The following is a 26,159-nucleotide window of genomic DNA, read 5'->3' on the forward strand; positions in this document are numbered from 1 at the left end:
CTTCGTCTGGGCGATAGCCCATCAGGCGAGCCCGGCAACGGCAGTAGTTCATTGAACACGGACAGCAAGCGGGCTGCGGTGATGCGGCACGACTCACGGTAGGAAGAACCCTCAACGACACTATGAGCAGGAGGCCCTCGGGCAACCTGCGCACCTAGAGCGAGGCAGCTTCCACGACGGAAAGATGCACGGTGGTGACCAACCCACGGATATCAGTCTGATCCATCGTCGCAGCAACAGACTTGTGCCGCATCACCCCAGGCCGCTTGCCTATGAATCCATCAACAGATTGACTAAAGCGACCATATCAGTGTCCCGTTCCGTTAATGCGTGGCATATGTCTTGCGTCGGCTTTCGGTATCTTTGGGGCAGGAGACTCCGACATGCCGACGGCACGACCGAAGGCTGAACTCGTGCTCACCGAGGCCGAACGTTCTCAGCGGAGTTCGATGGCGCGCTCGCGCTCGATTCCCGCGTCGCTGGCGCTGCGCGCGCGCATCGTGCTGGCTGCGGCCGAGGGCGAGCCGAACAGCCAGATCGCCGAGCGCATGCAGATCACGGGCGCGACGGCCGGCAAGTGGCGAGGCCGCTTCATCGAGCGTCGCATCAACGGCCTGTACGACCGGCTTCGTCCCGGCAAGCCGCGCACCATCGATGACGAACGAGTCGCTGAACTGATCACCAAGATGCTGCACACCAAACCCGCCGGTGGGGCGACGCACTGGAGCGTGCGCAGCATCGCCGCGGAGACGACGATCTCGCCCACGAGCGTTCATCGCTTCGCTACTTCAAGCTGCTGGGCCTTCACCCGCATCGCAGCGAGTCGTTCAAGCTGTCCACCGATCCGTCTTTCATTGACAAGCTGCGCGACGTCGTGGGCCTGTACCTGAACCCGCCCGACAACGCCTTGGTGCTGTGCGTCGACGAGAAGAGTCAATGCCAGGCGCTCGAGCGTGCGCAGCCGCTTCTGCCGATGAGCTTCGGGTATGTCGAGGGCGTCACGCACGACTACGTTCGCCACGGAACAACCACACTGTTTCCGGCCTTGAACGTGCTCAACGGGGCGATCCTGGCCGAGTGCAATCCGCGCCATCGGCATCAGGAGTTCTTGGCCTTTCTGCGCTCGATCGACAAGGCCGTGCCGACCGAGCTCGACGTGCACTGCGTCGTTGACAACTACAGCAGCCACAAGCATCCCAAGGTCAGGGCCTGGGTGGCAGCGCGCCCGCGCTGGCACATGCACTTCATCCCAAGCTACAGCTCTTGGCTGAACCAAGTCGAGCGTCCCGAATCGAGCCCGAGCGTAGGGCTACTTGCTTGATTTTGCGAGTACGGTATACACTAATAGCGTTGGTGCTCGTCAAGGCGTTCCGCTGAGACAGTTCAACGGGAATCAGGGAGGGAATGGCCCGCATGGCCGGCCCCTAACCTGAGCTGCCCCCGCAACGGTAAGCGGACGGCAAGCCATCATGGATCCGGCTTGTCGGCTCGTGACTCAATGCCACTGGGTGTGCATCGCCTCGCGCGATGCGATCTGGGAAGGCGTCACGGGTAGTCTCCGTCAGCCGGATACCGGCCAACGAGGTGGCGCTCCGCGCAGTCGGCGCGCCGTAAGGCGCAAGGCCGCGGGGAAGCGGCAGGGCGCGGTTGGCTCATCTTCTTTCGCCATGACATCGACTGCCTCTGGCCGTGCGCTTCGCGCCGTCGCCGTTCTCGTCCCGTTCTCCCCTCTCTTCGCTTCACCCTGCGCCTTCGCTCAGGCTTCGTCGCCCGCAACCCTCGAGCGGGTCGTGGTCACGGCCAACCGCACGCCGCAACCAATCTCTTCCGTGCTGGCCGACATCTCGGTCATCGACCACGAGGACATCGAGCGCAGCGGCGTCATCGGCGTGGCCGATCTGCTGGCACGCCTGCCCGGCATCGAGTTCGCCCGCAATGGCGGCCCGGGCACATCCACGAGCCTCTTCATCCGCGGCAGCGAAACGCGCCACACCGCGGTCTACATCGACGGCGTGCGCGTCGACTCGCAGTCCACCGGCGGCGCCGCCTGGGAACAGATCCCGCTTGATCAGATCGATCGCATCGAGCTCGTGCGCGGGCCGGCGGCCGCGGTGTACGGCTCCGATGCCGTCGCAGGCGTCGTGCAGCTCTTCACCAAGCGGGGCAGCGGTCCCGTGCGCTCCAGGGCTTCGCTGACGCTCGGCTCCTACAACACGGTGCAAGGGCAGGTCGGGGTCAGCGAGTCGGCCGATGCGCTGAACTACTCCCTGTCCGCTGCGCACGGCCGCAGCGACGGCTTCGATGCCACCAAACCCGGAGCGTTCGGCCACAACCCCGACAAGGACGGCTAGACGCGCAGTTCCGTCCAGGGGCGCGTCGGCTACCAGATCAACGCCGAACACCGCATCGATGCGTCGCTGCTCGCGAGCAAGTTGAAGTCCGGCTACGACGGCTCGGCCACCACCGACGACCAGAACCGCCACACGCTGCGCACCGCCAACGTGGCCTGGCAAGGCAAGTGGAACCCCGACGCGACGACCCGGCTGCAGCTGGGCCAGACCAAGAGCACCTACGAGACGCAGCCCAGCTTCTACCGCACGGAAACCACGCTCGACGACGTCACGCTGCTGCACGAGCGGCGCGTGGGCAGCAACTGGTTCACCGGCACGGTCGAGCGGCGCAGCGACGAGCTGTTCAATCCCGCCACCGCCTTTGGCGCGGCCTTTGGCGGCAAGCGCCATCAGGACGCCATCGGCCTGGGCTGGCGCGGTGACTTCGGCGACCACAGCCTGCAGGCGCATGTGCGCCGCGACCAGGACAGCGAGTTCGGCGGCAAGAGCACCGGCAGCCTGGCCTGGGGCTGGGTGTTCATGCCGCAATGGCGCGTGACGGCATCGGCCGCTACGTCGTTCCGCGTGCCCACGCTGTACCAGCGCTTCAGCGAATACGGCAACGCCTCGCTGGTGCCCGAATCGGGCCGCAACGTCGAGCTGGGCCTGCGCTGGGCCGCCGCGGGCAGCGAGGCCAGCCTCACGGCGTGGCGCAATAAGATCACCAACCTGATCGCCTTCGGCTCGCCGGGAGCCTGCGTCAGCGCGTTCGGCTGCTACCAGATCGTCGGACACGCCCGACTGGAAGGCGTGACGCTCGCGGGCCGCACCCAAGTGGCCGGCCTGACGCTGCGCGGCTCGCTGGACTGGCACGACCCGCGCAACCTCGACACCGACAAGATCCTGCAGCGCCGCGCCAAGCGGCTGGCGACCTTTGGCGCCGAGACGCTGCTGGCCGGCTGGACGGTGGGCACCGAGGTGCAGGCGGCGGGGCTGCGCTACGAGAACGCTGCCAACACGCAGGTGCTGGGCGGCTACGGGCTGGTCAACGTCTACCTCGGCAAGTCGCTGATGCAGGGCCTCACGCTCGAAGCGCGCATCGACAACCTCGCCGACAAGCCCTACGCGCTGGCGCGCAACTACTCGACCGCCGGCCGCAACGGCCAGGTCACGCTGCGCTGGACGATGTGACCGGGTGAGGATCGCGCGATGGCTGCCGCCCTGTTGATCTCCGCCCTGGCCTCGGGCCAGGGCAAGACGCCGGTGGCGGCCGCACTGGCGCGCCTGCATGCGCGCCAGGGGCGCCGGGTGCGCTGCTTCAAGTGTGGCCGCGACTTCCTGGACCCCTTGTGGCTGCAGGCCGCCAGCGGGCAGCCGGTCGATTCGCTGGACCTGTGGATCAATGGCGATGCAGACTGCGCGCGCCGGCTGTTCGCAGCGGCCACCGATGCGGACCTCGTGATCGTCGAAGGCGTGATGGGCCTGTTCGACGGCCAGCCGAGCGCGGCCGACCTGGCCCAGCGCTTCGGCATGCCCGTTGTGGCGGTCATCGACGCGAGCGCGATGGCCGGCACCTTTGCCGCCGTGGCGCATGGCCTGCAGACCTGGCAGCCCGCGCTGCCCTGGGCCGGCGTGCTGGCCAACCGCGTGGGCAGCGCGCGTCACGCTGCGATGCTGCAGACGGCCTTGCGCGAGCCTCGGCACTGGCTGGGCCACCTGCCGCGCAACGAAGCATTCGGCCTGCCCGAACGCCACCTCGGCCTGCGCATGCCGCGTGAATCGGGCGATGTGCTGGCGCGCCTGGATGCCGCCGCCGATGCGCTGGCCACCACCCCGCTGGGGCAGCGCATCGCGTCCGACTGGCCCGTGTGGCAGGCACCGGCCGCCGGGCCGGCCCAGGCGCTGCCGCCCCTGCTGGACGGCTTGCGCATCGCGCTGGCGAACGACGAGGCCTTCGCCTTCGTCTACCCGGCCAACGTCGCCGTGCTGCAGGCCCTGGGTGCGCAGGTGCTGCCCTTCTCACCGTTGGCCGGCGATAGCATGCCGGACTGTGACGCGCTGTGGCTGCCGGGCGGCTACCCCGAGTTGCATGTCGCCGAGCTGGCTGGGCTGACGGATCTGCGGGCGCAGATCACGGAGCATGTCCGCGCGGGCCGCCCGGTCTGGGCCGAGTGCGGCGGGATGATGGCGCCGGCCGAGCGCCTGGTGGATGCTCAAGGACGAACGCACGAGCTCTGGGGCCTGCTGCCCGGCACCGCCGTGCTAGGGCGGCGGCTGGCCGCCCTCGGGTCGCACCAGTTGCAGTTGCCCGGCCACGACCAGGCTGCACTGCGGGGCCACAGCTTCCACTGGTCGCGCTTCGAGACGCCCCTGCCGGCCAGCGCGCACACCGAGCCGGCCCTCGGCATCGCCGCCGGTGCGGGCGAACCGGTCTACGAGCGCGGCAGCCTGCGCGCCAGCTGGTTCCACCCGTGGTTCGCGTCGTCACCGCGGGCGGCGGCGCGGCTGTTCCTGCCGGCGCCGCTGTGGTCGTGAGGCGCCCATGAACGCAGCCCATGAAATGATCCTCGGCGGCGCCCGCAGCGGCAAGTCGCGGACGGCCGAACAACGTGCCGCCGCCTGGCTGGCTGCCGACCCTTCGCGCCGCGCCACGCTGGTCGCCACCGCACTGCCCGGTGACGACGAGATGGCGCAGCGCATCGCGCGCCATCGCGCGGACCGCGCGGCGCGCGTGCCGGCGCTGGCCCGCGTGGAGGCGCCCACGGGGCTGGGCGATGCGATCCGCCGGCTCGCCGATCCGGCGCACCTGCTGGTGGTCGACTGCCTGACCTTGTGGCTCGCGCAGTGGCTGATGCCGCCGCCGCAGTCGCCCATGCAGCCCGCCATGCAGACCACCATGTGGCCGCCCGAACGCGAATCCCTGCTCGACGCCTTGCAGGCCAGTACCTCGCCGCTGGTGCTGGTGTCCAACGAGATCGGCCTGGGCGTGATGCCGATGTCGCGCGAGGCCCGCGCCTGTGTCGACACGCTGGGCCACCTGCACCAAGCCGTGGCGCAGCGTTGCGTCCGCGTGACGCTGATGGTCGCGGGCTGCGAACTGCGCGTGAAGGACGATCGATGACCCCAGCCCACACGCCGCTGCCGCGGCGAACCACCCTGCGCCGGCTGGCAACGCTGGCTGCCATCGTCGCGGGCCTGGCCGGGCTGAGGCCTGCTGCCGTGCAAGCCCAGGCTATCGTCGTACGCGACGACCGCGGCATCGCGCATCGCCTGGCCGCCCCGCCGCAGCGCATCGTGTCGATGCTGCCCTCGCTCACCGAGACGGCCTGGGTCCTGGGTGTCGGGCCGCAGCTGGTGGGCGTGGACCGCTATTCGAACTGGCCGGCCGACCTGGCCAGGTTGCCGCACCTGGGCGGGCTGGACGATGCGCAGATCGAGGCCATCGCCGCCCTCAAGCCCGACCTGATCCTCGCCTCCCCCGCCTCGCGCTCGATGGAGCGGCTGGAGGTGCTGGGCTTCACCGTCGTGCGCCTGAAGTCGGAGAGCTACGCCGACGTGCGGCGCACGCTCGATGTCGTGGCGCGACTGCTGGGCACGCCGGACGAGGGTGCGCGCGTGTGGACACGGTTGACGCGCGAGGTCGATGCCGCGGCAGCGCGCGTCCCGCCGTCGATGCGCGGCCAGCGCGTCTACTTCGAGATCGGCGGCGGGCCCTATGCGGCGGGCACCGTGTCGTTCATCGGCGAGACCCTGGCACGGCTGGGCATGGCCAACATCGTGCCGCCAGATCTGGGGCCGTTCCCCAAGCTCAACCCCGAATTCGTCGTGCGCGCCCGGCCCGACGTCATCATGGGCGTGCAGCGCGAGCAGTCCGCGCTTGTGGACCGGCCGGGCTGGAACGCGCTGGCCGCGGTGCGCGACAAGCGCCTGTGCGGCTTCGAGACCGCGCAGTACGAGATGCTGATCCGCCCCGGCCCGCGCCTGGGCGAAGCGGCCGGGCTGCTGGCCGATTGCCTGGTACGGCTGGGCACGGCGTCGACGGGGTTGCGATGAGCGCCCTGCTGCCCGCCGCGCTGGCAATGGACCCGCTCACCGAGGAGGTCGACGCACCGCGCCGACGCCGGCTGGCCTTGTGGTTGCTGCTGGCCGTCGCCCTCGGCCTGGCGGCGGGGCTGGCCACCGGCTCGGCCGGCTTCTCGCCCCGTGCGCTGTGGGCCGACCTGCAGGGCCCCGATGCCGGTCTGCTGCTGGGGCAGATCCGCGCGCCGCGCACGCTGGGCGCGGCCCTGGTCGGCGCGTTGCTGGGCCTGTCGGGCGCGCTCGCGCAAGGCCTGTTCCGCAACCCGCTGGCCGATCCCTATCTGCTGGGCAGCGCGGCGGGCGCGGGCCTGGGCGTCGTGCTGGTGCTGGCCGCGGCGTCGCTGGGCGGCGCCTACATCAGCCTGTCCACGGTGGTCTGGATCGAACGCGTCGGCCTGGTCTCGGCGGCCTTCATCGGCGCGCTGGTGGGCGTGGCGCTGACGCTGTCGCTGGCGCGCGGCGCGGTGCAGACGCTGCGGCTGCTGCTGGCCGGCGTGGTGGTCGGCGTGCTGCTGGGCGCCGTCAGCGACCTCATCACCGTGGTCGAGCCCGATTCGCTGCGCGGCAAGCAGGCCTTCATGCTGGGCAGCACCAGCTTCCTCGGCTGGAACGCGCTGGCACTGATGGCCGCCGGCCTAGCGGTGCTGTTGTTGATGGGGCACCGGCACGCACGCGCGCTGGACGCCCTGACGCTCGGCGAAGACAGCGCCGTCAGCCTGGGCCTGGACCTGGGCCGCGTACGCCTCGTGCTGGTGCTGATGCTCAGCCTGGGCACGGCGCTGGCCGTCTCGCAGGCCGGGCTGGTGGCCTTCGTCGGCCTCGTGGCGCCGCACCTGGTGCGCCGCCATGCACCGGGCCGGCACGGCTGGCTGCTGGTGGCCAGCGCCGGCATGGGCGCCACGCTGCTGCTGGTGGCCGACGTGATCTCGCGCGCCGTCGTGGCTCCGCGGGAACTGCCGGTGGGCGTGGTGACGGCGGTGCTGGGCGGCGGCTACCTCTTCTGGCTGCTGAGGCAGCGCACGACACCATGACGCCGATGCTCCAAGCTGCCGGCGTGCGTGTGCGGCTGGGCCTTCGCGACGTGCTCGAGGCGGTCGATCTGCGCGTCGGCACGGGCTGGACCGCCCTGGTCGGCCCCACGGCGCCGGCAAGTCCACGCTGCTGCGTGCGCTGGCCGGCCTGCAGCCGCTGGCGGCAGGACGCGTCACGCTCGACGGCCTGGACCTGCATGCCGCGCGGCCGGCCGAGCGCGCACGCCAGCTGGCGTGGCTGGCACAGCAGGGCGACGTGACCGGCGAGCTCACGGTGCGCGAGACGGTGGAACTGGGCCGCATCGCGCGTCTGGGGCTGCTGGGCACGCCCGGAGCGCCCGACCGCGCGGCGGTGGATCGGGCCATGGCCCTGACCGAATGCACGCCGTGGCAGGCACGCCGGCTGCACGAGTTGTCCGGCGGCGAGCGCCAGCGCGTGCTGCTGGCGCGCGTGCTGGCGACCGAAGCCCGCTGGCTGCTGCTCGACGAGCCCACCTCCCACCTCGACGCGCCGCACCAGGTGGCGCTGGCCCGCCTGTTCCGCCGCCTGGCGCGCGATCCGGAACAGCCGCGCGCCGTGCTCACCGTGCTGCACGACCTGCCCATCGCCTTGCAGGCGGACCGCCTGCTGGTGCTGGTACGCGGGCACCTGCGCGCCGACGGGCCACCCGGCGACCGCGGCGTGCAGGCAGCCCTGGCCGAGGTGTTCGACGGGGCCATCCGGATCGAAGCGGATCCGCAGGGGCACCCGCGCGTGGCGCTGGCACTGAACGAGGAGTAGAGCCGTCATGGACATCATCGTGCAGCATCGCCCGCAGCGCCCAGCCGACTTCCGGACCTTGGAAGCGCCCACGCTGCTCGCGGCCGCACTTCGCGGGCACGCCGCGCCCAGTCACCTGCCGATCGGTGCAGCGGTGACCCGAATGGCCGCAGCCAGCCCGGCGCTGCTGATCGGCGCTCCGGCGTCCGGCCAGGGCAAGACCACGGCCACGGCGGCGCTCGCCCGCTGGCACCGCAGCCAGGGCCGGCGCGTCCGCGTCTTCAAGACCGGGCCCGATTTCCTCGACCCGATGGTGCTGGAGCGCGCGAGCGGGGCGCCGGTGTACCAGCTGGACCTGTGGATGGGCGGCGAGGCGCATTGCCGCGAGCTGCTGTACCGCGCGGCCTGCGAGGCTGACGTGATCCTGGTCGAAGGCGTGATGGGCCTGCACGACGGCACGCCGTCCAGCGCGGACCTGGCGCTGCGCTTCGGGCTGCCCGTGCTGGCGGTGATCGACGGTGCCGCCATGGCCCAGACCTTCGGCGCGTTGGCGCTGGGCCTCGCGCGCTACCGCGATGGCCTGCAACTCGCCGGCGTGCTGGCCAACCGGGTCGGCAGCGAGGGCCACCAGCGGATGCTGCAGGAGAGCCTGCCGGCCGGCATGGCCTGGTACGGTGCCTTGCCGCGCGACGAAGCGATGGCCCTGCCGTCGCGCCACCTGGGCCTGGTGCAGGCCGGCGAGGTGGACGACATCGAACAACGCATCGAGCGTGCCGCGCAGGCGCTCGGTGCCGCACAACCCCCGTTGCCGCCGGTCGTGCACTTCGACGCGCCAGCGGAAGAGGCCGCGGCGGGGCTGCTGCTGGCGGGCGTCAGCGTGGCCGTGGCCCGCGACGCTGCGTTCTCGTTCGCCTACCGAGCCAACCTCGACACGCTGCGGGCGCTGGGCGCTGAGCTGTTGTTCTTCTCGCCGCTGGCCGACGAACCCGTGCCGCAGGTCGCTCACAGCGTGTACCTGCCCGGCGGCTATCCGGAACTGCATCTGGAACCACTGGTGGCGAACGCCGCGACACGCGCGTCGATCCAACGCCATCACGCGCAGGGCCGGCCCATCGTCGCCGAGTGCGGCGGCATGCTGGCGCTGCTGGAGTCGCTGACCGACGCGCAAGGCCACGCGGCGCCGATGTGGGGCTTGCTGCCGGGGCGAGGCGTGCTGCAGAAACGCCTCGCCAACCTGGGGCTGCAGTCGGCCGAGTTGCCCGAAGGCACGCTGCGCGGCCACACCTTCCACCATGCGCTGATCGAGACGCCGCTCGTGCCCCTTGCGATGACGCAGGCCCAGCGCCAGCACGGCCGGGCCGAGGCGCTGTACCGCGCGGGCCGGCTGCATGCCTCGTTCCTGCACCTGTACTTCCCATCCAACCCGGCTGCGGTCGCGGCCCTGTTCCGTCCTTGAACCGTCATTGAAGGAGACTTCCGATGCACATCGAACCCGGCGTCCTGTCCCAGGCCAAGATTCTGTTCGCCACCGTCGCGGCCACCGGCGTGCTGGGGGCCTACGCGCCGCAGGTGCTGAAGTCGCCGGTGTTGTGGCTGCGCACGCTGCTGGCGGCGGCGTTCTTCTCGCTGTTCATGCAGAGTTTCCACTTGCAGGTCGGGCCCTCGGAACTGCACTTCGTCGGCGCGATGCCGATCTACCTGGCCTTCGGCTTCCTGCCCACGCTGTTCGGCTTCGGGCTCGGGCTGCTGATGCAGGGCCCGCTTTTCGAGCCGCAGGACCTGGTGCACCTGTCGGTGAACACGCTGTCGCTGGCCGTGCCGTTGATCGCGCTGCATCACGTGCTGAGCCGCAGGCTGGTTGACCTCGGCAAGGGTGTCGACGTCAAGACCATCCTGAAGCTCGACGGCACCTACTACGCCGGTGTCGTGCTGATGGTCGGTTTCTGGCTGGCGCTGGGCCAGACCGCCACGCCTCTGACCGAATGGCTGCGCTTTGCGGCCAGCTACCTGGCGTTGGTAGCCTGCGAGCCGGTGTTCACGCTCGGCGTGCTGTGGGCCATCAAGCAGGCTCGACGGCAACCGCTGCTGGCGGCGTGCTTCGCGCCGCGCGCGCTGGGCTGAAGCGGTGGCGGGCACCGTGTGGTTCGTCGGCGCGGGGCCGGGTGATCCGGACCTGCTCACGGTCAAGGGCCGCGACCTGATCGCGCGCGCCGGTGCCATCCTGTTCGCGGGCTCGCTGGTCAATGAGGCGGCCACGCGCTGGGCGCCTGCGGGTTGCGCGATCGCCGATTCCAAGGACATGACCCTGGACGAGATTGCCGCTTGGCTGATCGCCCAGGCCGCGCGGCATGACACCGTGGTCCGCCTGCAGACCGGCGACCCGGCACTTTACGGCACGCTGATCGAAGTGGTGCAGCCGCTGGACGCGGCCAGAGTGCCCGTGCGCGTGGTGCCCGGCGTGTCCTCGGCCATGGCCTCGGCCGCCGCAGCGGTGGAGAGTTTCACGTTGCCCGAGGTCACCCAGACCACCATCTTCACCCGCGTCGAAGGCCGCACGCCCATGCCCGAGAGCGAATCGCTGGCCGAGCTGGCACGCCACCGCTGCACGCTGTGCATCTTCCTGTCGATCACGCTGCTGCACAAGATCGAGGCCGCGCTGCGCGAGGCCGGCTGGGCCGAGGACGCGCCGATGCTGGTCGTGCACAAGGCCAGCTGGCCGGGCGAGGAGCGCATCGTGCGCGGCACGCTGGCCGACATCAAGCAGCGCTGCCGCGAGGCCGGCATCGTCAGCCAGGCCATGGTCATCGCCAGCCCCGCGCTGGGGGCGCGGCACTGGCCCGAACTCACCAAGTCCAGGCTCTACGACGCGGCGTTCACGCACCGCTTCCGTCGGGCCAGCGCCACACCGGAGATCTCCAAATGAACAGCACCACGATCCTGCTGGTGGGCCACGGCTCGCGCGAGAAGGCCGGCAACGACGAGATCGAGACTTTCACCGAGCGCTGGCGCGCCCAGCACCCGGCCTGGCGCATCGAGCTGTGCTTCATCGAGTTCGCCGAGGTCGAGGTGGAAGAGGGCCTGGCCCGCGCCGCGCGAGGCGCGCAGCGCGTCCTCGTCGTGCCGCTGATCCTCAATGCCGCAGGCCACGTGAAGATGGAGATCCCGGCGCACATCGCCCGCGCGCGCCAACGCTTTGCCGGCGTGCGCTTCGACTACGCGCCGCACCTGGGCGTGTGCGAACCCATCCTGGCCATCCTGCAGCGCCAGCTGCGCGACTGCATGCGGCGCCTGGACATGCCCGACCCGCTGAGCACGGGCGTGGTGCTGCTCGGGCGCGGATCGTCGGACCGGCAGGCTAACGGCGAGATGGCCAAGATGGCCCGCTGGCTGCAGGAAGAGAGCCAGCACGAGATCGTCGACCTGGCCTTCACCGGCATCACCTTCCCTCGCCTGGAGCGCGTGGTGCAGCGCCAGGCACTGCTGGGCCTGCGCCAGGTCGTGGTGCTGCCGTACTACCTGTTCACCGGCACGCTGATCCAGCGCATCGGCCGCCAGGTCGAACACCTGCGGGTGCAGTACCCGCAGCAGCGCTTCGCGCTGGGCTCGTACTTCGGTTTCGAACCGGAGGTCGCCCGGCTGCTCGCCGATCGCGTGCAGGGTCTGCTGGCGGGGCGGCTCGAGGCGGTCCCGGTCAGCGAGGAAGCGGCGCAGTGGGAAGGTCACCACCACGACGGAGGGCCGACCGGACACGGCCATGTGGCGGCGTACTGCCATGACCGCGAGCACGACCACGCGCACGGGCACGACCACGCACACCCATGAGCAGCGTCAACACCGTCACCGAGCAGCTCACGCGCGCCGGCCAGGCGATCGAGCACGACTCCTTCGCGATCATCGACCACGAGGTCGGCCCGCATGCCTACCGGCCGGAGCAATGGCCGATCGTGCGGCGCATGATCCACGCCAATGCCGACTTCGAGTTCAACGGCCTGGCGGCTTTTCACCCGCAGGCGGTGCGGGCCGGCATTGCCGCGATGCTGCGCGGCGGCGCGCCCGTCGTGGCCGACGTGGAGATGATCTGCTCGGGCCTGTCGGCACCACGCCTGGCCCACTTCGGCATGCGTGCGCACCACTTCATCAGCGATGCCGACGTGATCGAGGCGGCCAAGGCCGAGGACACGACCCGCGCCGTGCAGGCCATGCGCAAGGCGCAGCGCCAGGGGCTGCTGGCCGGGGCGATCGTCGGCGTCGGCAACGCGCCCACCGCGCTGATCGAACTCGTGCGCCTGATCCGTGAGGAAGGCGTGCGCCCGGCGCTGGTGGTGGGCATGCCGGTGGGTTTTGTCTCGGCTGCGGAGTCCAAGGAGCTGATGGCGGAGCTGGTCGACATCCCGTGGATCGTGATCCGTGGGCGCAAGGGCGGCTCGACGCTGGTGGTGGCGGTGCTGCACGCGCTGCTGGCGCTGGCCGAGGCTCAGCAGCGCGGGGAGCACGCCGCGCCATGATGGACAAGACCGTCAAGCGCGGCACGCGCACCGGCTTCACCACGGGTGCGTGTTCGGCGGCGGCCGCGCGTGCGGCGGTGCTGGGACTGGTGCACGGTGCGGTGCCCGAGACGGTCGAGTCCCTGCTGCCCAACGGCGACCTCGTGCACTTCGCGGTGCAAGACGGCCGCTGCGACGCGGACACGGCGCACGCCGCGGTCATCAAGGACGCGGGTGACGACCCGGACTGCACCGACAAGGCCCACCTGACCGCCGACGTGCGCGTGCTGCGCGACCGCGTCGGACTGGTCGTGCTGCTGGGCGGCTTCGGTGTCGGCACCGTCACGATGGCCGGCCTGGGCCTCGAAGTGGGCGGCCCGGCGATCAACCCGGTGCCTCGTCGCAACATTGAGGACAACGTGCGCGCCGCAGCCGGCGGGCTGCTCGACGAAGCCGGCCTGGAGGTCACGATCTCGGTGCCGCAGGGCGTGGAGATGGCGAAGAAGACGCTCAACGCCCGGTTGGGCATCCTGGGCGGCATTTCCATCCTCGGCACCACCGGCATCGTCAAGCCGTATTCCACCTCGGCCTACCGGGCCAGTGTGGTGCAGGGCGTGCAGGTGGCCGCCACCCTCGGTCACGGTGTCGTCGTGCTCACCACCGGCGGACGCACCGAGCAGTTCGCGATGAAAGAGCGGCCCGAGTTGCCGGCGGCTGCCTTCGTGCAGATGGGCGACTTCCTGCGCTACGCGCTGGACACGGCCGTGGCCGAGGGCCTGCGCGAGGTGGTGATCGGCGGCATGGTGGGCAAGCTCACCAAGATCGCGCAGGGCGAGACCATCACCCATGCGAACCGTGCCGAGGTGGACACAGGCCTGCTGGCCGAGCTGGCGGCCAGCATCGGCGCCCCGGCGGACGAGTGCGCCGCGATCGCCGCCAACGTGACGGCGCGGTTCGCGTCCGAGCGCATGGAGGCGTTGGGCCTGCTCGCCGAGTTCCACACCGCGCTGGCGCGCAATGTCGTGAGCACGCTGACCGCGCCTGACCGCTACGCCGACCGCTTCCGCCTGCAGGTGCTGGTCTGCGATTTCGATGGCCACAAGATTGCCGAGGCTTCCTCAATGGAAGAACGCGATGACTGACCCCCAACCCTGCCGCGTGATCGGCGTGCTCGACGACGGAGCGGCCAGCCTTGGCGCCACCGCGCTGGCCCACCTGCGCCGTGCCGACGTGGTAATCGGCGGTGCGCGCACGCTGGCGCTGTTCGACGACGACATCGCGCCCCAAGCCGTGCGGCACGACCTCACCGGCCGGCTCGGCGCCGTGCCCGATTGGATACGCGCGGCGCGCAGCGATCGCCAGGCGGTGGTCGTGCTGGCCACCGGCGACCCGCTGTGCCACGGCATCGCGAGCTACCTGGCCTCACGCCTGTGCATCGAGGCGATCGAGGTGCTGCCCAACGTTTCCACGCTGCAGCTGGCCTGTGCCCGCGTGGGCCTGGTCTGGCAGGACGCGAGGATCATTTCCATCCACAGCAAGGATGCCGGTGAATGGACCGTGGGCGCGCCGCCCGGCCATGGCTTGTATGCACTGGCGCAGGCCCTGCGCGTGCACGACCGCCTGGCGGTGCTGACCAGCCCGGACAACACGCCCGGCCGCGTCGCGCGCCTGCTGCTCGCGCAGGGGCAGGGCGAAGACTTCCACATGGCCGTGGCGGAGCGTCTTTGCACCGCCGACGAGCGGGTGTGGGCGGACCTGTCGCCCGAGGACGCGGCGCACCGGACCTTCGCCGATCCCAACGTGGTGCTGCTCTGGCGCGCCCGCCCCCGGCCCAACCCGGTGCGCGTAGGCCTCGCCGATGCCGCGTACAACCAGCGTCAGCCCGACAAGGGGCTTATCACCAAGCAGGAGGTGCGCGCGGTCTCGCTGGCCAGGATGCAGTTGCGCGCCGACAGCGTGGTGTGGGACATCGGCGCCGGCTCCGGTTCGGTCGGGCTGGAGGCCGCGCGGCTGTGCCCGCAGGGCCATGTCTGGGCCATCGAGAAAAACGAGCTGGACACGGCCATCGCGGCCAGCAACAGCGCGGCCTTCGGCGTGAGCAACCACACGCTGGTCCATGGCAAGGCGCCGGACGGACTGGACGCGTGGGCCGATCCGGACGCCGTCTTCATCGGAGGGTCGGGCGGCGAACTGGACGAGCTGATCGCCCTGTGCCTGCGGCGGCTCGTGCCCGGCGGCCATCTGGTCATGAATTTTGTCACCCTCGAGAACCTGTCCAGCGCCACGCAGACCCTGCGGGCGCTGGGCGTCCAGTGGGACGTGCTGCAGCTGCAGGCCGCCCGCAGCAAGCCCATATTGCACATGCACCGCATGGCCGCCGAGAACCCGGTGTGGATCGTCTGCGCGCAGGCTGGCACCACGGTGCAAGACAAGGAGAGCACCGATGACTGATGCCGTCCGCATGGGCCGCCTGATCGGCGTCTCCCTCGGCCCCGGCGATCCGGGCCTGATCACCCGGCGTGCCTGGGCGCTGCTGGAGCGCCGCGACGCCGTGTGGACCTACCCGGTGCGCAGCATGAAGACCCCCAGCTACGCCTTCGACATCGTTGCGCGGTCCGGCCTGACGCCGGTGGACCAGCACATGCCCCTGTTGTTTCCCATGACGCATGACGAGATCAAGCTCACGCGCAGCTGGCTGCGCGCGGCCCAGACCGTGCTGCCGCTGCTGCAGGCCGGGGGGGACGTGCTGTTCCTCGTGGAGGGCGACGCCTCCACCTACGCGACCTTCGGCCACCTGGCCCGTACCGTGCGTTCCCTGGACGACCAGGCCGTGGTCGAGGTGGTCGCGGGCGTCAATGCGTTCACCGCCGCGTGCGCCACGCAGGGCCTGCCGCTCGCGGAGCAGGACGACACGGTGGCCCTGGTGCCGGCCGCCTACGGCGTGGGCGCGGTGGACCGGCTGCTCAACGACTTCGACACCCTGGTGCTGCTCAAGGTCAAGCCGCTGATGGACGACCTGATCGACTGGCTGGAGCGGCGTGGCCTGCTGGGCCATGCGAAGTTCATCGAGCGCTGCGGCGCGACGGATGAGCGCGTCGTGACCGACCTGCTCAGCCTGCGCGGCGTGAAGGTCAGCTACCTGTCCCTCATCATCCTGAAGAACCCCCTGCGCGTGCGCGGCGAGCGGGTGCGCGGCTGTCTGAAAAGTCGGGGCCGGGCGCCGCCGAGCCGGCCGGCCTCCTGGTGAACGCCGAGGAAATCGAATGACCACAGACCCGACCCCCTTCGCCGCGGCCACTGCCGCGCGCATCTGCATCGTCGCCATCACCAAGCATGGCGCGGGCCAGGCCGCCGAGCTCGCGCGCGCCCTGCCCCATGCCCAGGTGTGCACGGCCGTGAAATTCGCGCCGGCCTTCGTGGGCCTGCCCAATGCCGTGCAGGCGTACAGCGGCGCCTTGCGCGACGAGATCGCGCCGCTGTTTGCCGGCTTCGACCAGCTCGTCTTCTTCGTCTCGCTGGGCGCGGTGGTGCGCCTGATCGCGCCCCACCTGAAGGGCAAGGACGAGGACCCCGGCATCACCGTCGTCGACGACGCGGGCCGGTTCGTCATCCCGGTGCTGTCGGGGCACGTGGGCGGCGCCAACGCCTGCGCCGAGCAGGTCGCTGCGCTGGTCGGCGCCACGCCGGTCCTCACGACGGCCTCCGATGTCGGCAAGACCATCCCGGTCGACATCCTGGGCCGCGAACTCGGCTGGACCGTGGAGGCGCCCAAGCTCAACATCACGCGGGTCTCGGCCCATGTGGTCAATGGGGAGCCGATCGCGGTGGTGCAGGAGGCCGGAAGCCCGAACTGGTGGGCCCGGCCCACGCCGCTGCCCGCCAACATCCATCGCTTTGCCAGCTTCGACGAGGTGGACCTCGCGCGCTTCGCCGCCGTGCTCTGGGTGACGCATGCCGAGGTGGCGGCCGAGCGCTGGCAGCAGTTGCATGAACGGCTGGTGGTGTACCGGCCGCCGCACGAGGCGCAGGCATGAACGTGGCGCTTGGCATCGGCTGCGACCGCGGAACCCCGGCCGAAACCATCGCCCAGGCGGTGGATGAGGCGCTGGCGCGCGCCGGCGTGACGCATGCCGACGTGGTGGCGGTGGCCAGCGTGGACCTCAAGGCGGACGAGGGGGGCTTGCTCGCCTTTGCCGCGCGGCGGGGCTGGACCGTCCAGTTCCACCCGGCGGCCAGGCTTGCCCAGGTGCCGGTGCCCAATCCCTCGGAGACGGTGCGCAGGCACATCGGCACGCCTTCGGTGTCGGAGGCGGCGGCGCTGCTGGCGGCCAGCGCGCCGATGTCTGCGCTGCTGGTGGAGAAGCAGAAAAGCCGCGGCGGCGATGGCCGCCACGCGACAGTTTCAGTGGCCAGGTGCGAGCCATCGTGACCGCCCCCTGTCCCGGAGATCCGAACGACGAGCAAGAAAGGAGCAGGAACGATGCAGTCATCTTTTGCACCCCCCTGTGCGCCGCGGCGCTGCTGGGGCTCGTGCCGCAGGCGGCCCATGCCGGGCGCCCGCTCGGGACCGACGACGCCGGGACCGCCGGGGCCACCACCTGCCAGGTCGAGAGCTGGGCCGAGCGAAATTCGAGTACCCGGGAGCGGACCTGGGTGGTGTCGCCCGCCTGCGGCGTGGGTGACGCGGTGGAGATCAACCTGGAACTGGCGCGCACCGTGCCCGACGGCGGCACGCGCCTTGAAAGCGGCCTGGCCGTCAAGTGGGTCGATCCCGCCTGGAAGTCCGGTGCATTCAACTGGGGCATGAAGCGTGGCGCGGCACCGCGCATGGCCGCGAGTCGCCCAAATGGGCGCCCACATCCTCGGGCGCCATGGGGCTGCTGACCTGGAAAGCCGGCGAATCGGCCTCGGTGCACGGCAACCTCGGCTTCGAGACCGACCATGCCGTCCACACGACGCAGCCACTGCTCAACCTCGCGCTCAGCTGGGAGGCCACGCCGTCCCTCACGCTGGTCGCCGAAGTCATGGCGGTGCGCCGCAGTCCCTCCCAGCGCAACGTGGGCGCCCGCTGGTGGGTCGCGCCCGAGCGTTTCGCGCTGGACCTCACCGCCGGCCGGCACCACCGGACCGTCGGCTTTGGCTGGTACGGCATCGGCTTCTGACCTTCGCAAAACTCATTTTTGATCGAAACCTGAAGTCCAACCCTGAAAGTAAAACCCAATGAACGCTCCCATCTCCTCCTCCGTTTCCACCGCCGCCGCGGGTTCCTCCGCGGCGCGCCTGGTGCTCGGCCAGATCGCCGCCGCGGCAGCGCTCGGGCTGGTCGTGCTGTATGGCGTGGCTTTCGCGGAAAGCCCCCTGGCGCACAACGCGGCTCACGATGTACGCCACGTGACCGTCAAGCCCTGCCATTGAACGGGAGGCGCCATGTTGTTCACACGACTGATCTGGGTCGCGCTGGGCGCGGCCATCCTGGTGGGCAGTGTGCAGACTGCGCTGCAGCAGTGGCAGGCGGTCCCCATCATCCTCGCGGCGGAGGTCTTCGAGGACCAGAAGGCGGCGCAGGAAGCCGCGTCCGCCAAGCAGGCGGCGCCGGCCGCGGTCCAGGCGCATGCGCATTCGCAAGCGCCTGGCGTCGCGCCCCATGACCATGGCGACCGTGCCAGCCAGGAGGCCGCCGAATGGAAACCCGCCGACGGCATGGAACGCGCCGCATGGACCTGGGCGGCCAACGTGCTGCATGGCTTCAGCATGGCCCTGCTGGTGTTCGCGGTGATGTCGCTGTGGGTCTGGCGCCGCGGCACGCCGGCACGCCCGGTCCTGCTGGGCCTGGCGGTCGCGGCGGCGGGCTGGCTCACGTTCACCTGTGGCCTTCGCTGGGCCTGCGCGCCGAGATTCCGGGCATGGAGGCGGCCGCGCTCGACGCGCGGCAAGGCTGGTGGACCCTGGCCGCGGCCAGCGCCGCGCTCGCCTGCGCGGTGACGGCCTTCGCGGACAAGCCCTGGCGCTGGCTCGTGGCGGCGGCCTTGCTGGCCTTGCCCTTCGTCGTGGGCGCGCCCGAGTTCCAGGGCGACCCGCTGCCCGGTTTCAGCGCTGGGGCCAGGGCACAGCTGCAGCAGTTGGGCACGCAGTTCATCCTCGTGACCACCTGGATGTCGGTGGTCCTGTGGCTCAGCCTGGGCCTGGCCTGCGGCTGGTTTTTCCGGCGGCGGCTGCAGCAGCCGCTGACGGCACTGCGCAGCCTTTGATACTCATGCCAGGAACCGGGTTCATGACAAACCCTGCCCCGAATTCCACCGCCGGCCAGCCCCAGGCTGGCGCCGCGCGGCCCGGAAAAATCATGCTGGTAGGCATCGGTCCCGGCAGCGTGGGCCACATGACGCAGCGCGCGCGAGAGGCCATCGCCGAGGCCGACGCAGTGGTGGGCTACGTTACGTACATCAAGCTGGTGGCCGACCTGATCGAGGGCAAGGAGGTCGTGCGCAAGGGCATGACCGAGGAGCTGGACCGCGCGGTCAGCGCGCTGGAGGCGGCGCGCGCCGGGAAGAAGGTCGCGCTGATCTCATCGGGCGACGCCGGCGTCTACGGCATGGCCGGCCCCACCTACGAGGTGCTGTTCCAGGCCGGCTGGACGCCCGAGGACGAGGTGCAGGTCGAGATCGTGCCCGGGGCGTCGGCGCTCAACGCCTGCGCGGCGCTGGTGGGCGCGCCGCTGACGCACGACTTCTGCGCGATCTCGTTGAGCGACTTGCTCACGCCCTGGTCGGTGATCGCCCGGCGGCTCGACGCGGTGGCGATGGCCGACTTCGTGGTCGCGCTCTACAACCCCAAGAGCGGCCGGCGCACGCGCCAGATCGTCGAGGCGCAGCGCCTGTTCCTGCGCCACCGCCGGCCCGACACGCCGGTGGCCATCGTCAAGAGCGCCTACCGGCGCCGCCAGCACATCGACTTCCGCACGCTGGCGACGATGTGCGAGGCCGACATCGGCATGCTCAGCACGGTGCTGATCGGCAACAGCAACACCATCGTACGGCATGGCCTGATGGTCACGCCGCGTGGCTACACCAACAAGTACGACCTGGCCAACGGCGGCGCCACGCGCGAGGGCGAGAAGCCCGGGCGCTCGCTGTCCACCGGCTTGAACGGCTGGCTCGAGAATCTGATGGCCGATCACGCCGCTGGCGAGAGCGTCGAACAGCTCGCGGCGCGGCATCGCCTGCCGGCGGACTACATCGCGGCGACGCTGGCCGAGCCCGTCGACGCGCAAGCCGAAGCGGCGGCGGAAGACAACGAAGGCTGAGGAGAACGCACCATAGACACCGAACCACGATGGGCTTCCTCCGGGAAGCCCATCGCAAACGCCCAGGTGCCCGGAGCCAGTGATGGATTCGGGATAAACGGGAATGGGGTAGGCCAGCGCAAGACGCTGGCCGCAATCCCCGGCTGCCCCCGCAACGGTAGGCGAGTGCCGGTGTGTCACGGCGCTTGAGCGATCAAGCGCCAGCCACTGGGTGGTCACGTGATGTCGTCGTCGAGACGACGTACGCGGGCCGCCTGGGTAGGCGGTGCACCGAGACTCGCGAGCCCGGATACCGGCCTGAGGCGTCGCGCTGCCACGGCATTCGCCGTGGCAGTGATCGCGATGCGACCAGCCGCGGGGAGCGGATGGCGGCGACCGAACCACGCCTGCGCGCGTGGGCGTCGCTCCATCCCGTGCAGCGGGTCGCTGCTGGAGTTGATGCCACGTGAGAACCACCGAACCGGGTGCCCGAACCGGGCCCTTCCTGTCACCGCTGGCCGCGGCCAGTGCCCTGAGCTGCCTGCTGGCGAGCACGGCGGCGTGCGCCGACGAGCCGGCCTCGCTCGAGGCCGTCGTCGTCACGGGCCGGCGCACCGGCGTCGCGCCTGGAAGACACGCCGCAACGCATCGAGATCATCGACGCGCAGGACATCGAGCACACGCCCTCGCGCGAATTGACCGACCTGCTGACGCAGAACAGCAGCGTCGACGTGATCCAGCGAACATCCCCGAGGCCTCGTCATGACCGAACCCATCGACAAACCCAAGATCGGCGACTACCGCCGCCACCTGCTGGTCTGCACCGGCCCGCGTTGCACGCAGGACGGCCAGTCACAGATGTTGTTCGACAGCCTGGGCGACAAGTTCAAGGCAGCCGGCCTGCACGAGGGCGACCTGCGCGTGAAGCGCAGCCGCGTGAGCTGCTTCGCGGCCTGCCGGGGCGGCCCGATCCTGTGCGTTCAGCCCGATGGCGTGTGGTACTACAACGCGACGCCCGCGAACATGGACCGCATCGTCGAACATCACCTGGTCGGCGGCCGGGTGGTCGAGGACCTGGTGTTCCACCGCGGTCCCGATGGCAGCGGTTGCGGCGGGGCCGGCGATGACTGCTGAAGCGACCGCCGCCTATCCCCATGCCGGCATGGTCAGCATCGTCGGTGCGGGGCCCGGCCCGGCAGACCTGTTGACGCTGCGTGCGCTCGACCGCATCCGGCAGGCCGACGTGGTCGTGCACGACCGGCTGATCGACGCCGAGGTGCTGGCGTTGATCCCGCCGGCTGCGCAGCGCATCTACGTCGGCAAGGCCGCGGGCCACCACATGATGACGCAGGCGCAGATCCATGCCGTGCTGGTCGAGCAGGCGCGCCGGGGGCGGCGCGTGGTGCGCCTGAAGGGGGGCGACCCGCACATCTTCGGGCGCGGCGGAGAAGAGGTGCAGGCGCTCCAGGCCGAGGACCTGGCGTTCGAGGTGGTGCCGGGCGTCAGCGCGGCCAACGGATGTGCGGCAACAGCGGGCATTCCGCTGACGCATCGGGACTTGTCGCATTCGTGCACCTTCCTGCCGGGCCACCTGGCCGGGAGCAGCCCGGAACTGGACTGGGCGGCGCTCGCCCGGCCGCGGCAGACGCGGGTCTTCTACATGGGCGTCGAGCGGGTGCCGGCCATCGCACGGGCGCTGATCGCGCACGGGCTCCACGCCGGCACGCCGGCGGCCATCGTGCAGGACGGCACGCGCGAAGGGCAGCGCGTCTGGGCCATGGGCCTGGCCGCGCTGGCCGAGCAGGCGCCGGCGTATGGGCCCCGGCCGGGGCTGCTGATCATCGGCGAGACGGTGTCGTTGAGTCCGCATTTCGTCCAGGACGATGGCGCACCCGCGCCAGCAGCCGGCACCACCGAGCTGCCATCGCCGGGGTTGCACTTCAACGTTGCGGATCGCACGAGCCTGTACCGCGTGCTGGCCGCGCGGCGCGACATGCGGCACTTCGCGCGCGGCACGCCCATGGAGGACGCGGTGCTGCAGCGCATGCTGCATGCGGCCCACGCCGCGCCATCGGTGGGGCTGATGCAGCCCTGGCGCTTCGTGCGGGTGCTCGATCCCGTCGTGCGCGAGCGCATCGCAGCGCTGGTGGACGGCGAACGGCGCGCCACTGCCGACGCGCTGGGTGAGCGCCGTGACGAGTTCCTGCGCCTGAAGGTCGAAGGCGTGCGCGATTGCGCGGAGTTGCTGGTTGCGGTGCTCGCACCCGACGATGGCACCGTGTTCGGCCGGCGCACACTGCCCCGGGAGATGGCGCTGTGCTCGGTGGGCTGCGCGGTCGAGAACCTGTGGCTGGCCGCGCGCGCCGAGAACCTCGGCTTGGGCTGGGTCTCGATGTTCGATCCCGCGGCGCTGGGCGAGCTGCTGGCTTTGCCCGAGGGCGCGTTGGCCCTGGGCGTGTTGTGCCTGGGGCCGGTCAGGCAGTTCTACGGGGCGCCGATGCTCGAGCTCGAAGGCTGGCGAGACGGTCGGCCCTTGGCCGAGCTGCTCTTCGTCGACCGCTGGGGCCAGCAGGGTCAGCAGGCGGGTTGAACCCAATCGAAGGAGCGAGCGATGCAGGTCGAACCCCCACCCAGCGAGCGGCGCTACGAGCGCCCCGCCGGCGAACGGCGCGGCCTGGTGATCGTGCACACCGGCAACGGCAAGGGCAAGAGCACCGCTGCCTTCGGGCTGGCGCTGCGCGCACATGGCCGCGGCAAGGCGGTGAAGATCTACCAGTTCATGAAGGTGCCCAGCGCGCGCTTCGGCGAGCACCGCGTGTTCGAGCAGCTGGGCGTTCCCATCGAGGGCCTGGGCGACGGCTTCTCCTGGAAGAGCCGCGACCTCGATCGCAGCGCGCAGCTCGCCCGCGACGGCTGGACGCGCGCCGAGGCCACCCTCCGCGCCGGAGCGCACTTCCTGATCGTGCTCGACGAGATCACCTACCCGCTGCGCTATGGCTGGCTGCCGCTGCAGCCAGTGCTCGCGTGCCTGCGCGAGCGTCCGCCCCAGGTTCACGTGGTCCTGACCGGGCGCGACGCGCCCGAGGAACTGATCGCGCTGGCCGACACCGTGACCGAGATGGCGCTGATCAAGCACCACCACCAGGCCGGCGTGCCGGCCCAGCGCGGCATCGAGGACTGATGCTCGGGGCCGCCGCGATCCTGCTGGCGTGGGCGCTCGACAGGCGCTTCGGCGAACCGGCCAACCGCTGGCACCCCGTGGCCTGGTTCGGGCGCCTGATGGCGCCGCTGGGTCGGCGGCTGGCCGCGCTGCGGTCCTGGGCGGCGCTGGCTGGCGGCGCCGCCGCGTGGGTGTTGGCCGTGGGCGCGGTGTTCGCAAGCGCGGGGGCAATCCAGGAGTGGATCCGGCAGCAGCCGGCGTGGCTGGCCGCTCCCTTGCTCGGCCTTGCGCTCAAGCCCAGCTTCGCCTGGCGCGTGCTGCACGACGAAGTGCAGGCCGTCGAGGTCGCACTGGGCCAGAGCCTGGACGCCGGGCGCGAACGCCTGTCGCGGCTGTGCAGCCGTGACGTGAGGCAGCTGGACGACGCCGCCGTGCGCGAGACCGCGATCGAGACGCTGGCCGAGAACCTCAACGACTCGCTCGTGGCGCCGCTGTTCTGGTTCGCGGTGGCCGGCCTGCCCGGCGCCTGGGCCTGGCGCGCCGCCAACACGCTGGACGCGATGTGGGGCTACCGCGGCCGCTGGGAGTGGGCCGGCAAGTGGGCGGCGCGTGCCGACGACGTGCTGGCCTGGGTGCCGGCGCGCATCACGGCCGCATTGCTGTGGCGGCCGTCGATCGCGTGGCCCACACTCGTCCGCGAAGCCCGGGCCACGCCTTCGCCGAACGGCGGCTGGCCCATGGCGACGATGGCCCTGCGTCTCGGCGTGCGCCTGGGCAAGCCCGGCGCGTACGTGCTGAACGCCGCAGGCCAGGCGCCGGATGCGGGCGCGGTGAGCCGTGCGCTGCACGCGGCCAGCTGCGCCGCACGCGGGGCCTTCGTTCTGGCGGTGGCGGTACTACTGTTCGTCGGTGGGGCCAGGCCGTGATGGCGCGCATCCACGGCGGCGCCGATGCCCAGGGATCACCGCGCTGGGACTTCTCCACCTGCGCGAACGCGGCCGGCCCCTGTCCGCAGGCGCTGGCGGTCGTGCGGGCCGCGGACCCGACCCGCTACCCGGACCCCAATGCCACTGTGGTGCGCCAGGCGCTGGCCAAGCTGCACGGCGTCGAGCCGCGACGCATCCTCCCGGCCGCCAGCGCGAGCGAGTTCATCCAGCGCATCACCGCCGTCAGCGGCCGGCTGTGGCCGGGCGCGGTGAGCGTGCCGGCTCACGCCTACGGCGACTATGCGGCGGCGGCTGCGGCCTGGGGCCGGCCACTGACCGGCGACGACGAAATCGCGACGCTGTGCTGGCGGGCCGACCCGACGAGCCCGCTGGGACAAGACGGCGATGCGGGTGGACGAGACGCTGCCCGTCCGACCGTGCTGGACGCGGTCTATGCACCGCTGCGCCTCGAAGGTGCTTGCGCATGGCGGGTCGAAACCCTCGATGCGGTCTTCGTGCTGCACAGCCCCAACAAGGCGCTGGGGCTGACCGGCGTGCGCGGTGCTTACGCCGTGGCGCCCCTCGCTGCCGCCTACGACAGCGAGGCGCTGTGCCAAGCCCTGGAGGCAGCCGCGCCGTCATGGCCGCTGTCGGCGCAGTCGGAGGCGATGCTCCTGAGCTGGTCCACGCCTGCGGCCCAGGCCTGGGTCGCGCACTCGCTCGACACGCTGGCAGCGTGGAAGTCCGACCTGCAGCGCCGCCTCACGGAACGTGGTTTCTCGCTGCGGCCCAGCGTCACGCCCTTTTTCATCACGCGCCCGCCGCAGCCGCTGGACCTGTCGAGCCTGCGCGCCGAGGGCCTTGCCGTGCGTGACACCGCCTCGTTCGGCCTGCCGGGCTGCTGGCGCGTCTCGGCCCAGCCGCCGCATGCACAGGAGGCGCTGATGCGTGGCATCGACGCCGCCCAGCGGAACGCCGCATGAAGATCGCCCTGATGGTCTGGGGTGCCAGCAGCGGCGCGGGCAAGAGCCTGCTGGCCACCGCCTTGTGCCGCTGGGCAACGCGCGAGGGCCTGGACGTGGCGCCCTTCAAGGCGCAGAACATGAGCAACAACGCGCGCGTCGTGCCGGTGCATGCCGATGGTCTCACGGACGGCGGGGGCGCCCTGGGCGAGATCGGCTCGGCCCAGTACTTCCAGGCCCTGGCCGCGCGCGTGCCGCCGCACGTCGACATGAACCCGGTGCTGCTCAAGCCCGAGCGCGACACGGCCAGCCAGGTGGTGCTGCAGGGCCAAGCCAACGCCGCCCTCTCGCGCATGGGCTGGCGCGAACGCAGCGCCTTGCTGGCCACGGCGGCACGGGACAGCTTCGTGCGGCTGGCCGCGCGGCACGACGCCATCGTCATTGAAGGCGCAGGCTCACCGGCCGAGATCAACCTGGCGCCGCAGGACTACGTGAACCTGGGCACTGCGCGCTGGGCGCGCGATCTTGCCGGCGCGAGGGGCCGCCTGCGCGCGCTGCTGGTCGCCGACATCGACCGCGGCGGTGCCTTCGCCCACCTGCACGGCACCTGGGCGCTGCTGCCCGACGACCTGCGCCCGGCGCTGACGGGCTTCGTGCTCAACAAGTTCCGCGGCGATGCGGCCTTGCTCGCGCCAGGCCCCGAGCAGCTGCAGGCCCTGACCGGCGTGCCGCTGCTGGGCGTGCTGCCGATGAAGCGCGACCACGGGCTGCCCGAAGAAGACGGCCTGTACGCGGCTCCAACCGGCGGCGGATCGGGCCCGCGCATCGCCATCGTCGCCTGGCCGCACCTGAGCAACCTCGACGAGTTCCAGTCGCTGGCCGGTGCCGCGGCGCCGCGCTGGGTGCGCAGCGCCGCAGAATTGGACGGCTCTGACTGCGTCGTGCTGCCAGGTTCCAAGCAGGTCAGCGGCGACCTCGCCTGGCTGCGCGCCCAGGGGCTGGACCGCGCCATCGTCGCGCACGCCCACGCCGGCCGGCCGGTACTGGGCATCTGCGGCGGGCTGCAGATGCTGGGGCGGGTGCTCGACGACCCTGAGGGCGTGGACGGCGAGGCCTACGGCCCGCTGCCCGGCCTGGGCCTGCTGCC

Annotated in this window: 28 protein-coding genes, 3 pseudogenes and 2 riboswitches; all 31 genes and pseudogenes read left to right on the top strand. The window is 71.1% G+C overall.

Features of this window, described 5'->3' with window-relative positions:
* Positions 1-383: 383 nt before the first annotated feature.
* Positions 384-1,285 (top strand): annotated as a pseudogene (locus Y694_RS10180) (IS630 family transposase); the annotation flags it as partial.
* A 49-nt stretch (positions 1,286-1,334) separates the two neighbouring features.
* Positions 1,335-1,596: riboswitch (cobalamin riboswitch) on the top strand.
* A gap of 194 nt (positions 1,597-1,790) precedes the next feature.
* Positions 1,791-2,351, top strand: coding sequence for a TonB-dependent receptor (locus Y694_RS25745; protein ID WP_231497621.1), 561 nt, complete (start codon positions 1,791-1,793; stop codon positions 2,349-2,351).
* Positions 2,352-2,432: 81 nt separating this feature from the next.
* Positions 2,433-3,521, top strand: a complete 1,089-nt coding sequence (locus Y694_RS25750; RefSeq protein WP_231497622.1) for a TonB-dependent receptor domain-containing protein — start codon at positions 2,433-2,435, stop codon at positions 3,519-3,521.
* Between the two features lie 18 nt (positions 3,522-3,539).
* Complete coding sequence (locus tag Y694_RS10190) at positions 3,540-4,865, top strand: cobyrinate a,c-diamide synthase (protein ID WP_036232070.1); 1,326 nt, start codon at positions 3,540-3,542, stop codon at positions 4,863-4,865.
* 7 nt (positions 4,866-4,872) lie between these two features.
* The gene (locus tag Y694_RS10195; protein WP_036232073.1) at positions 4,873-5,451 is read left to right on the top strand and encodes a bifunctional adenosylcobinamide kinase/adenosylcobinamide-phosphate guanylyltransferase; all 579 of its coding nucleotides are present in this window, start codon (positions 4,873-4,875) and stop codon (positions 5,449-5,451) included.
* Complete coding sequence (locus tag Y694_RS10200) at positions 5,448-6,383, top strand: ABC transporter substrate-binding protein (RefSeq protein ID WP_051495693.1); 936 nt, start codon at positions 5,448-5,450, stop codon at positions 6,381-6,383. Before Y694_RS10195 ends, Y694_RS10200 begins: the two co-directional genes overlap by 4 nt.
* Entirely contained in the window at positions 6,380-7,441 is a 1,062-nt protein-coding gene (locus Y694_RS10205; RefSeq protein WP_081782217.1) for an iron ABC transporter permease, read from the top strand. Before Y694_RS10200 ends, Y694_RS10205 begins: the two co-directional genes overlap by 4 nt.
* The gene (locus Y694_RS25755; RefSeq protein WP_231497623.1) at positions 7,438-7,701 is read left to right on the top strand and encodes a hypothetical protein; all 264 of its coding nucleotides are present in this window, start codon (positions 7,438-7,440) and stop codon (positions 7,699-7,701) included. The genes Y694_RS10205 and Y694_RS25755 overlap by 4 nt, the downstream gene beginning before the upstream one ends.
* Positions 7,599-8,222, top strand: coding sequence for an ABC transporter ATP-binding protein (locus tag Y694_RS10210; protein ID WP_231497625.1), 624 nt, complete (start codon positions 7,599-7,601; stop codon positions 8,220-8,222). Before Y694_RS25755 ends, Y694_RS10210 begins: the two co-directional genes overlap by 103 nt.
* Before the next feature lie 142 nt (positions 8,223-8,364).
* On the top strand, positions 8,365-9,657 hold the full coding sequence (locus Y694_RS10215) for a cobyrinate a,c-diamide synthase (RefSeq protein ID WP_036232135.1): 1,293 nt from the start codon (positions 8,365-8,367) through the stop codon (positions 9,655-9,657).
* Positions 9,658-9,680: 23 nt separating this feature from the next.
* Positions 9,681-10,322: an energy-coupling factor ABC transporter permease gene (locus Y694_RS10220; protein ID WP_036232076.1), complete on the top strand. Its 642-nt coding sequence runs from the start codon at positions 9,681-9,683 to the stop codon at positions 10,320-10,322.
* Between the two features lie 4 nt (positions 10,323-10,326).
* Positions 10,327-11,124, top strand: a complete 798-nt coding sequence (gene cobM, locus Y694_RS10225; protein ID WP_036232078.1) for a precorrin-4 C(11)-methyltransferase — start codon at positions 10,327-10,329, stop codon at positions 11,122-11,124.
* Complete coding sequence (locus Y694_RS10230; RefSeq protein WP_036232081.1) at positions 11,121-12,023, top strand: sirohydrochlorin chelatase; 903 nt, start codon at positions 11,121-11,123, stop codon at positions 12,021-12,023. Before cobM ends, Y694_RS10230 begins: the two co-directional genes overlap by 4 nt.
* The gene (locus Y694_RS10235) at positions 12,020-12,706 is read left to right on the top strand and encodes a precorrin-8X methylmutase (protein WP_036232084.1); all 687 of its coding nucleotides are present in this window, start codon (positions 12,020-12,022) and stop codon (positions 12,704-12,706) included. The genes Y694_RS10230 and Y694_RS10235 overlap by 4 nt, the downstream gene beginning before the upstream one ends.
* Positions 12,703-13,827, top strand: a complete 1,125-nt coding sequence (locus tag Y694_RS10240) for a cobalt-precorrin-5B (C(1))-methyltransferase (protein WP_036232087.1) — start codon at positions 12,703-12,705, stop codon at positions 13,825-13,827. Before Y694_RS10235 ends, Y694_RS10240 begins: the two co-directional genes overlap by 4 nt.
* Positions 13,820-15,136, top strand: coding sequence for a bifunctional cobalt-precorrin-7 (C(5))-methyltransferase/cobalt-precorrin-6B (C(15))-methyltransferase (locus Y694_RS10245; protein WP_036232090.1), 1,317 nt, complete (start codon positions 13,820-13,822; stop codon positions 15,134-15,136). Before Y694_RS10240 ends, Y694_RS10245 begins: the two co-directional genes overlap by 8 nt.
* Complete coding sequence (gene cobI / locus Y694_RS10250; RefSeq protein WP_036232093.1) at positions 15,129-15,932, top strand: precorrin-2 C(20)-methyltransferase; 804 nt, start codon at positions 15,129-15,131, stop codon at positions 15,930-15,932. The genes Y694_RS10245 and cobI overlap by 8 nt, the downstream gene beginning before the upstream one ends.
* Before the next feature lie 16 nt (positions 15,933-15,948).
* Positions 15,949-16,719, top strand: a complete 771-nt coding sequence (locus Y694_RS10255; protein WP_036232096.1) for a cobalamin biosynthesis central domain-containing protein — start codon at positions 15,949-15,951, stop codon at positions 16,717-16,719.
* Positions 16,716-17,114, top strand: coding sequence for a cobalamin biosynthesis protein (locus tag Y694_RS10260; protein ID WP_036232099.1), 399 nt, complete (start codon positions 16,716-16,718; stop codon positions 17,112-17,114). The genes Y694_RS10255 and Y694_RS10260 overlap by 4 nt, the downstream gene beginning before the upstream one ends.
* 101 nt (positions 17,115-17,215) lie before the next feature.
* Positions 17,216-17,569: a hypothetical protein gene (locus Y694_RS10265; protein ID WP_036248260.1), complete on the top strand. Its 354-nt coding sequence runs from the start codon at positions 17,216-17,218 to the stop codon at positions 17,567-17,569.
* Positions 17,557-17,847 (top strand): hypothetical protein, encoded by a 291-nt coding sequence (locus Y694_RS10270; RefSeq protein WP_036232105.1) that lies wholly within the window; start codon positions 17,557-17,559, stop codon positions 17,845-17,847. The genes Y694_RS10265 and Y694_RS10270 overlap by 13 nt, the downstream gene beginning before the upstream one ends.
* A 58-nt stretch (positions 17,848-17,905) precedes the next feature.
* A complete protein-coding gene (locus tag Y694_RS10275; RefSeq protein ID WP_036232108.1) occupies positions 17,906-18,100 on the top strand; it encodes a CbtB domain-containing protein in 195 nt (64 codons plus the stop codon).
* Positions 18,101-18,112: 12 nt separating this feature from the next.
* Positions 18,113-18,933: pseudogene (locus tag Y694_RS10280) on the top strand (CbtA family protein).
* A gap of 23 nt (positions 18,934-18,956) precedes the next feature.
* A complete protein-coding gene (gene cobJ / locus Y694_RS10285; protein WP_231497624.1) occupies positions 18,957-19,985 on the top strand; it encodes a precorrin-3B C(17)-methyltransferase in 1,029 nt (342 codons plus the stop codon).
* Between the two features lie 47 nt (positions 19,986-20,032).
* A riboswitch (cobalamin riboswitch) is annotated at positions 20,033-20,301 on the top strand.
* A gap of 425 nt (positions 20,302-20,726) precedes the next feature.
* Positions 20,727-21,098, top strand: coding sequence for a ferredoxin (locus Y694_RS10290; RefSeq protein WP_036232111.1), 372 nt, complete (start codon positions 20,727-20,729; stop codon positions 21,096-21,098).
* Positions 21,099-21,126: 28 nt separating this feature from the next.
* Positions 21,127-21,816, top strand: a pseudogene (cobA, locus tag Y694_RS25760) (uroporphyrinogen-III C-methyltransferase); the annotation flags it as partial.
* Positions 21,817-21,897: 81 nt separating this feature from the next.
* Positions 21,898-22,554 (top strand): 5,6-dimethylbenzimidazole synthase, encoded by a 657-nt coding sequence (bluB, locus tag Y694_RS25765; protein WP_255343788.1) that lies wholly within the window; start codon positions 21,898-21,900, stop codon positions 22,552-22,554.
* Between the two features lie 21 nt (positions 22,555-22,575).
* Entirely contained in the window at positions 22,576-23,145 is a 570-nt protein-coding gene (gene cobO / locus Y694_RS10300) for a cob(I)yrinic acid a,c-diamide adenosyltransferase (RefSeq protein WP_036232116.1), read from the top strand.
* The gene (gene cbiB / locus Y694_RS10305; protein WP_036232119.1) at positions 23,145-24,050 is read left to right on the top strand and encodes an adenosylcobinamide-phosphate synthase CbiB; all 906 of its coding nucleotides are present in this window, start codon (positions 23,145-23,147) and stop codon (positions 24,048-24,050) included. Before cobO ends, cbiB begins: the two co-directional genes overlap by 1 nt.
* Complete coding sequence (locus Y694_RS10310) at positions 24,050-25,033, top strand: aminotransferase class I/II-fold pyridoxal phosphate-dependent enzyme (protein WP_036232122.1); 984 nt, start codon at positions 24,050-24,052, stop codon at positions 25,031-25,033. Before cbiB ends, Y694_RS10310 begins: the two co-directional genes overlap by 1 nt.
* A partial coding sequence (locus Y694_RS10315) for a cobyric acid synthase (RefSeq protein WP_036232125.1) occupies positions 25,030-26,159 on the top strand: 1,130 nt, incomplete at its 3' end. The genes Y694_RS10310 and Y694_RS10315, both read left to right, overlap by 4 nt.

The sequence above is a fragment of the Methylibium sp. T29-B genome, assembly GCF_000576225.1.
In the GTDB taxonomy this organism is placed as follows: Bacteria; Pseudomonadota; Gammaproteobacteria; order Burkholderiales; family Burkholderiaceae_C; genus Methylibium; species Methylibium petroleiphilum.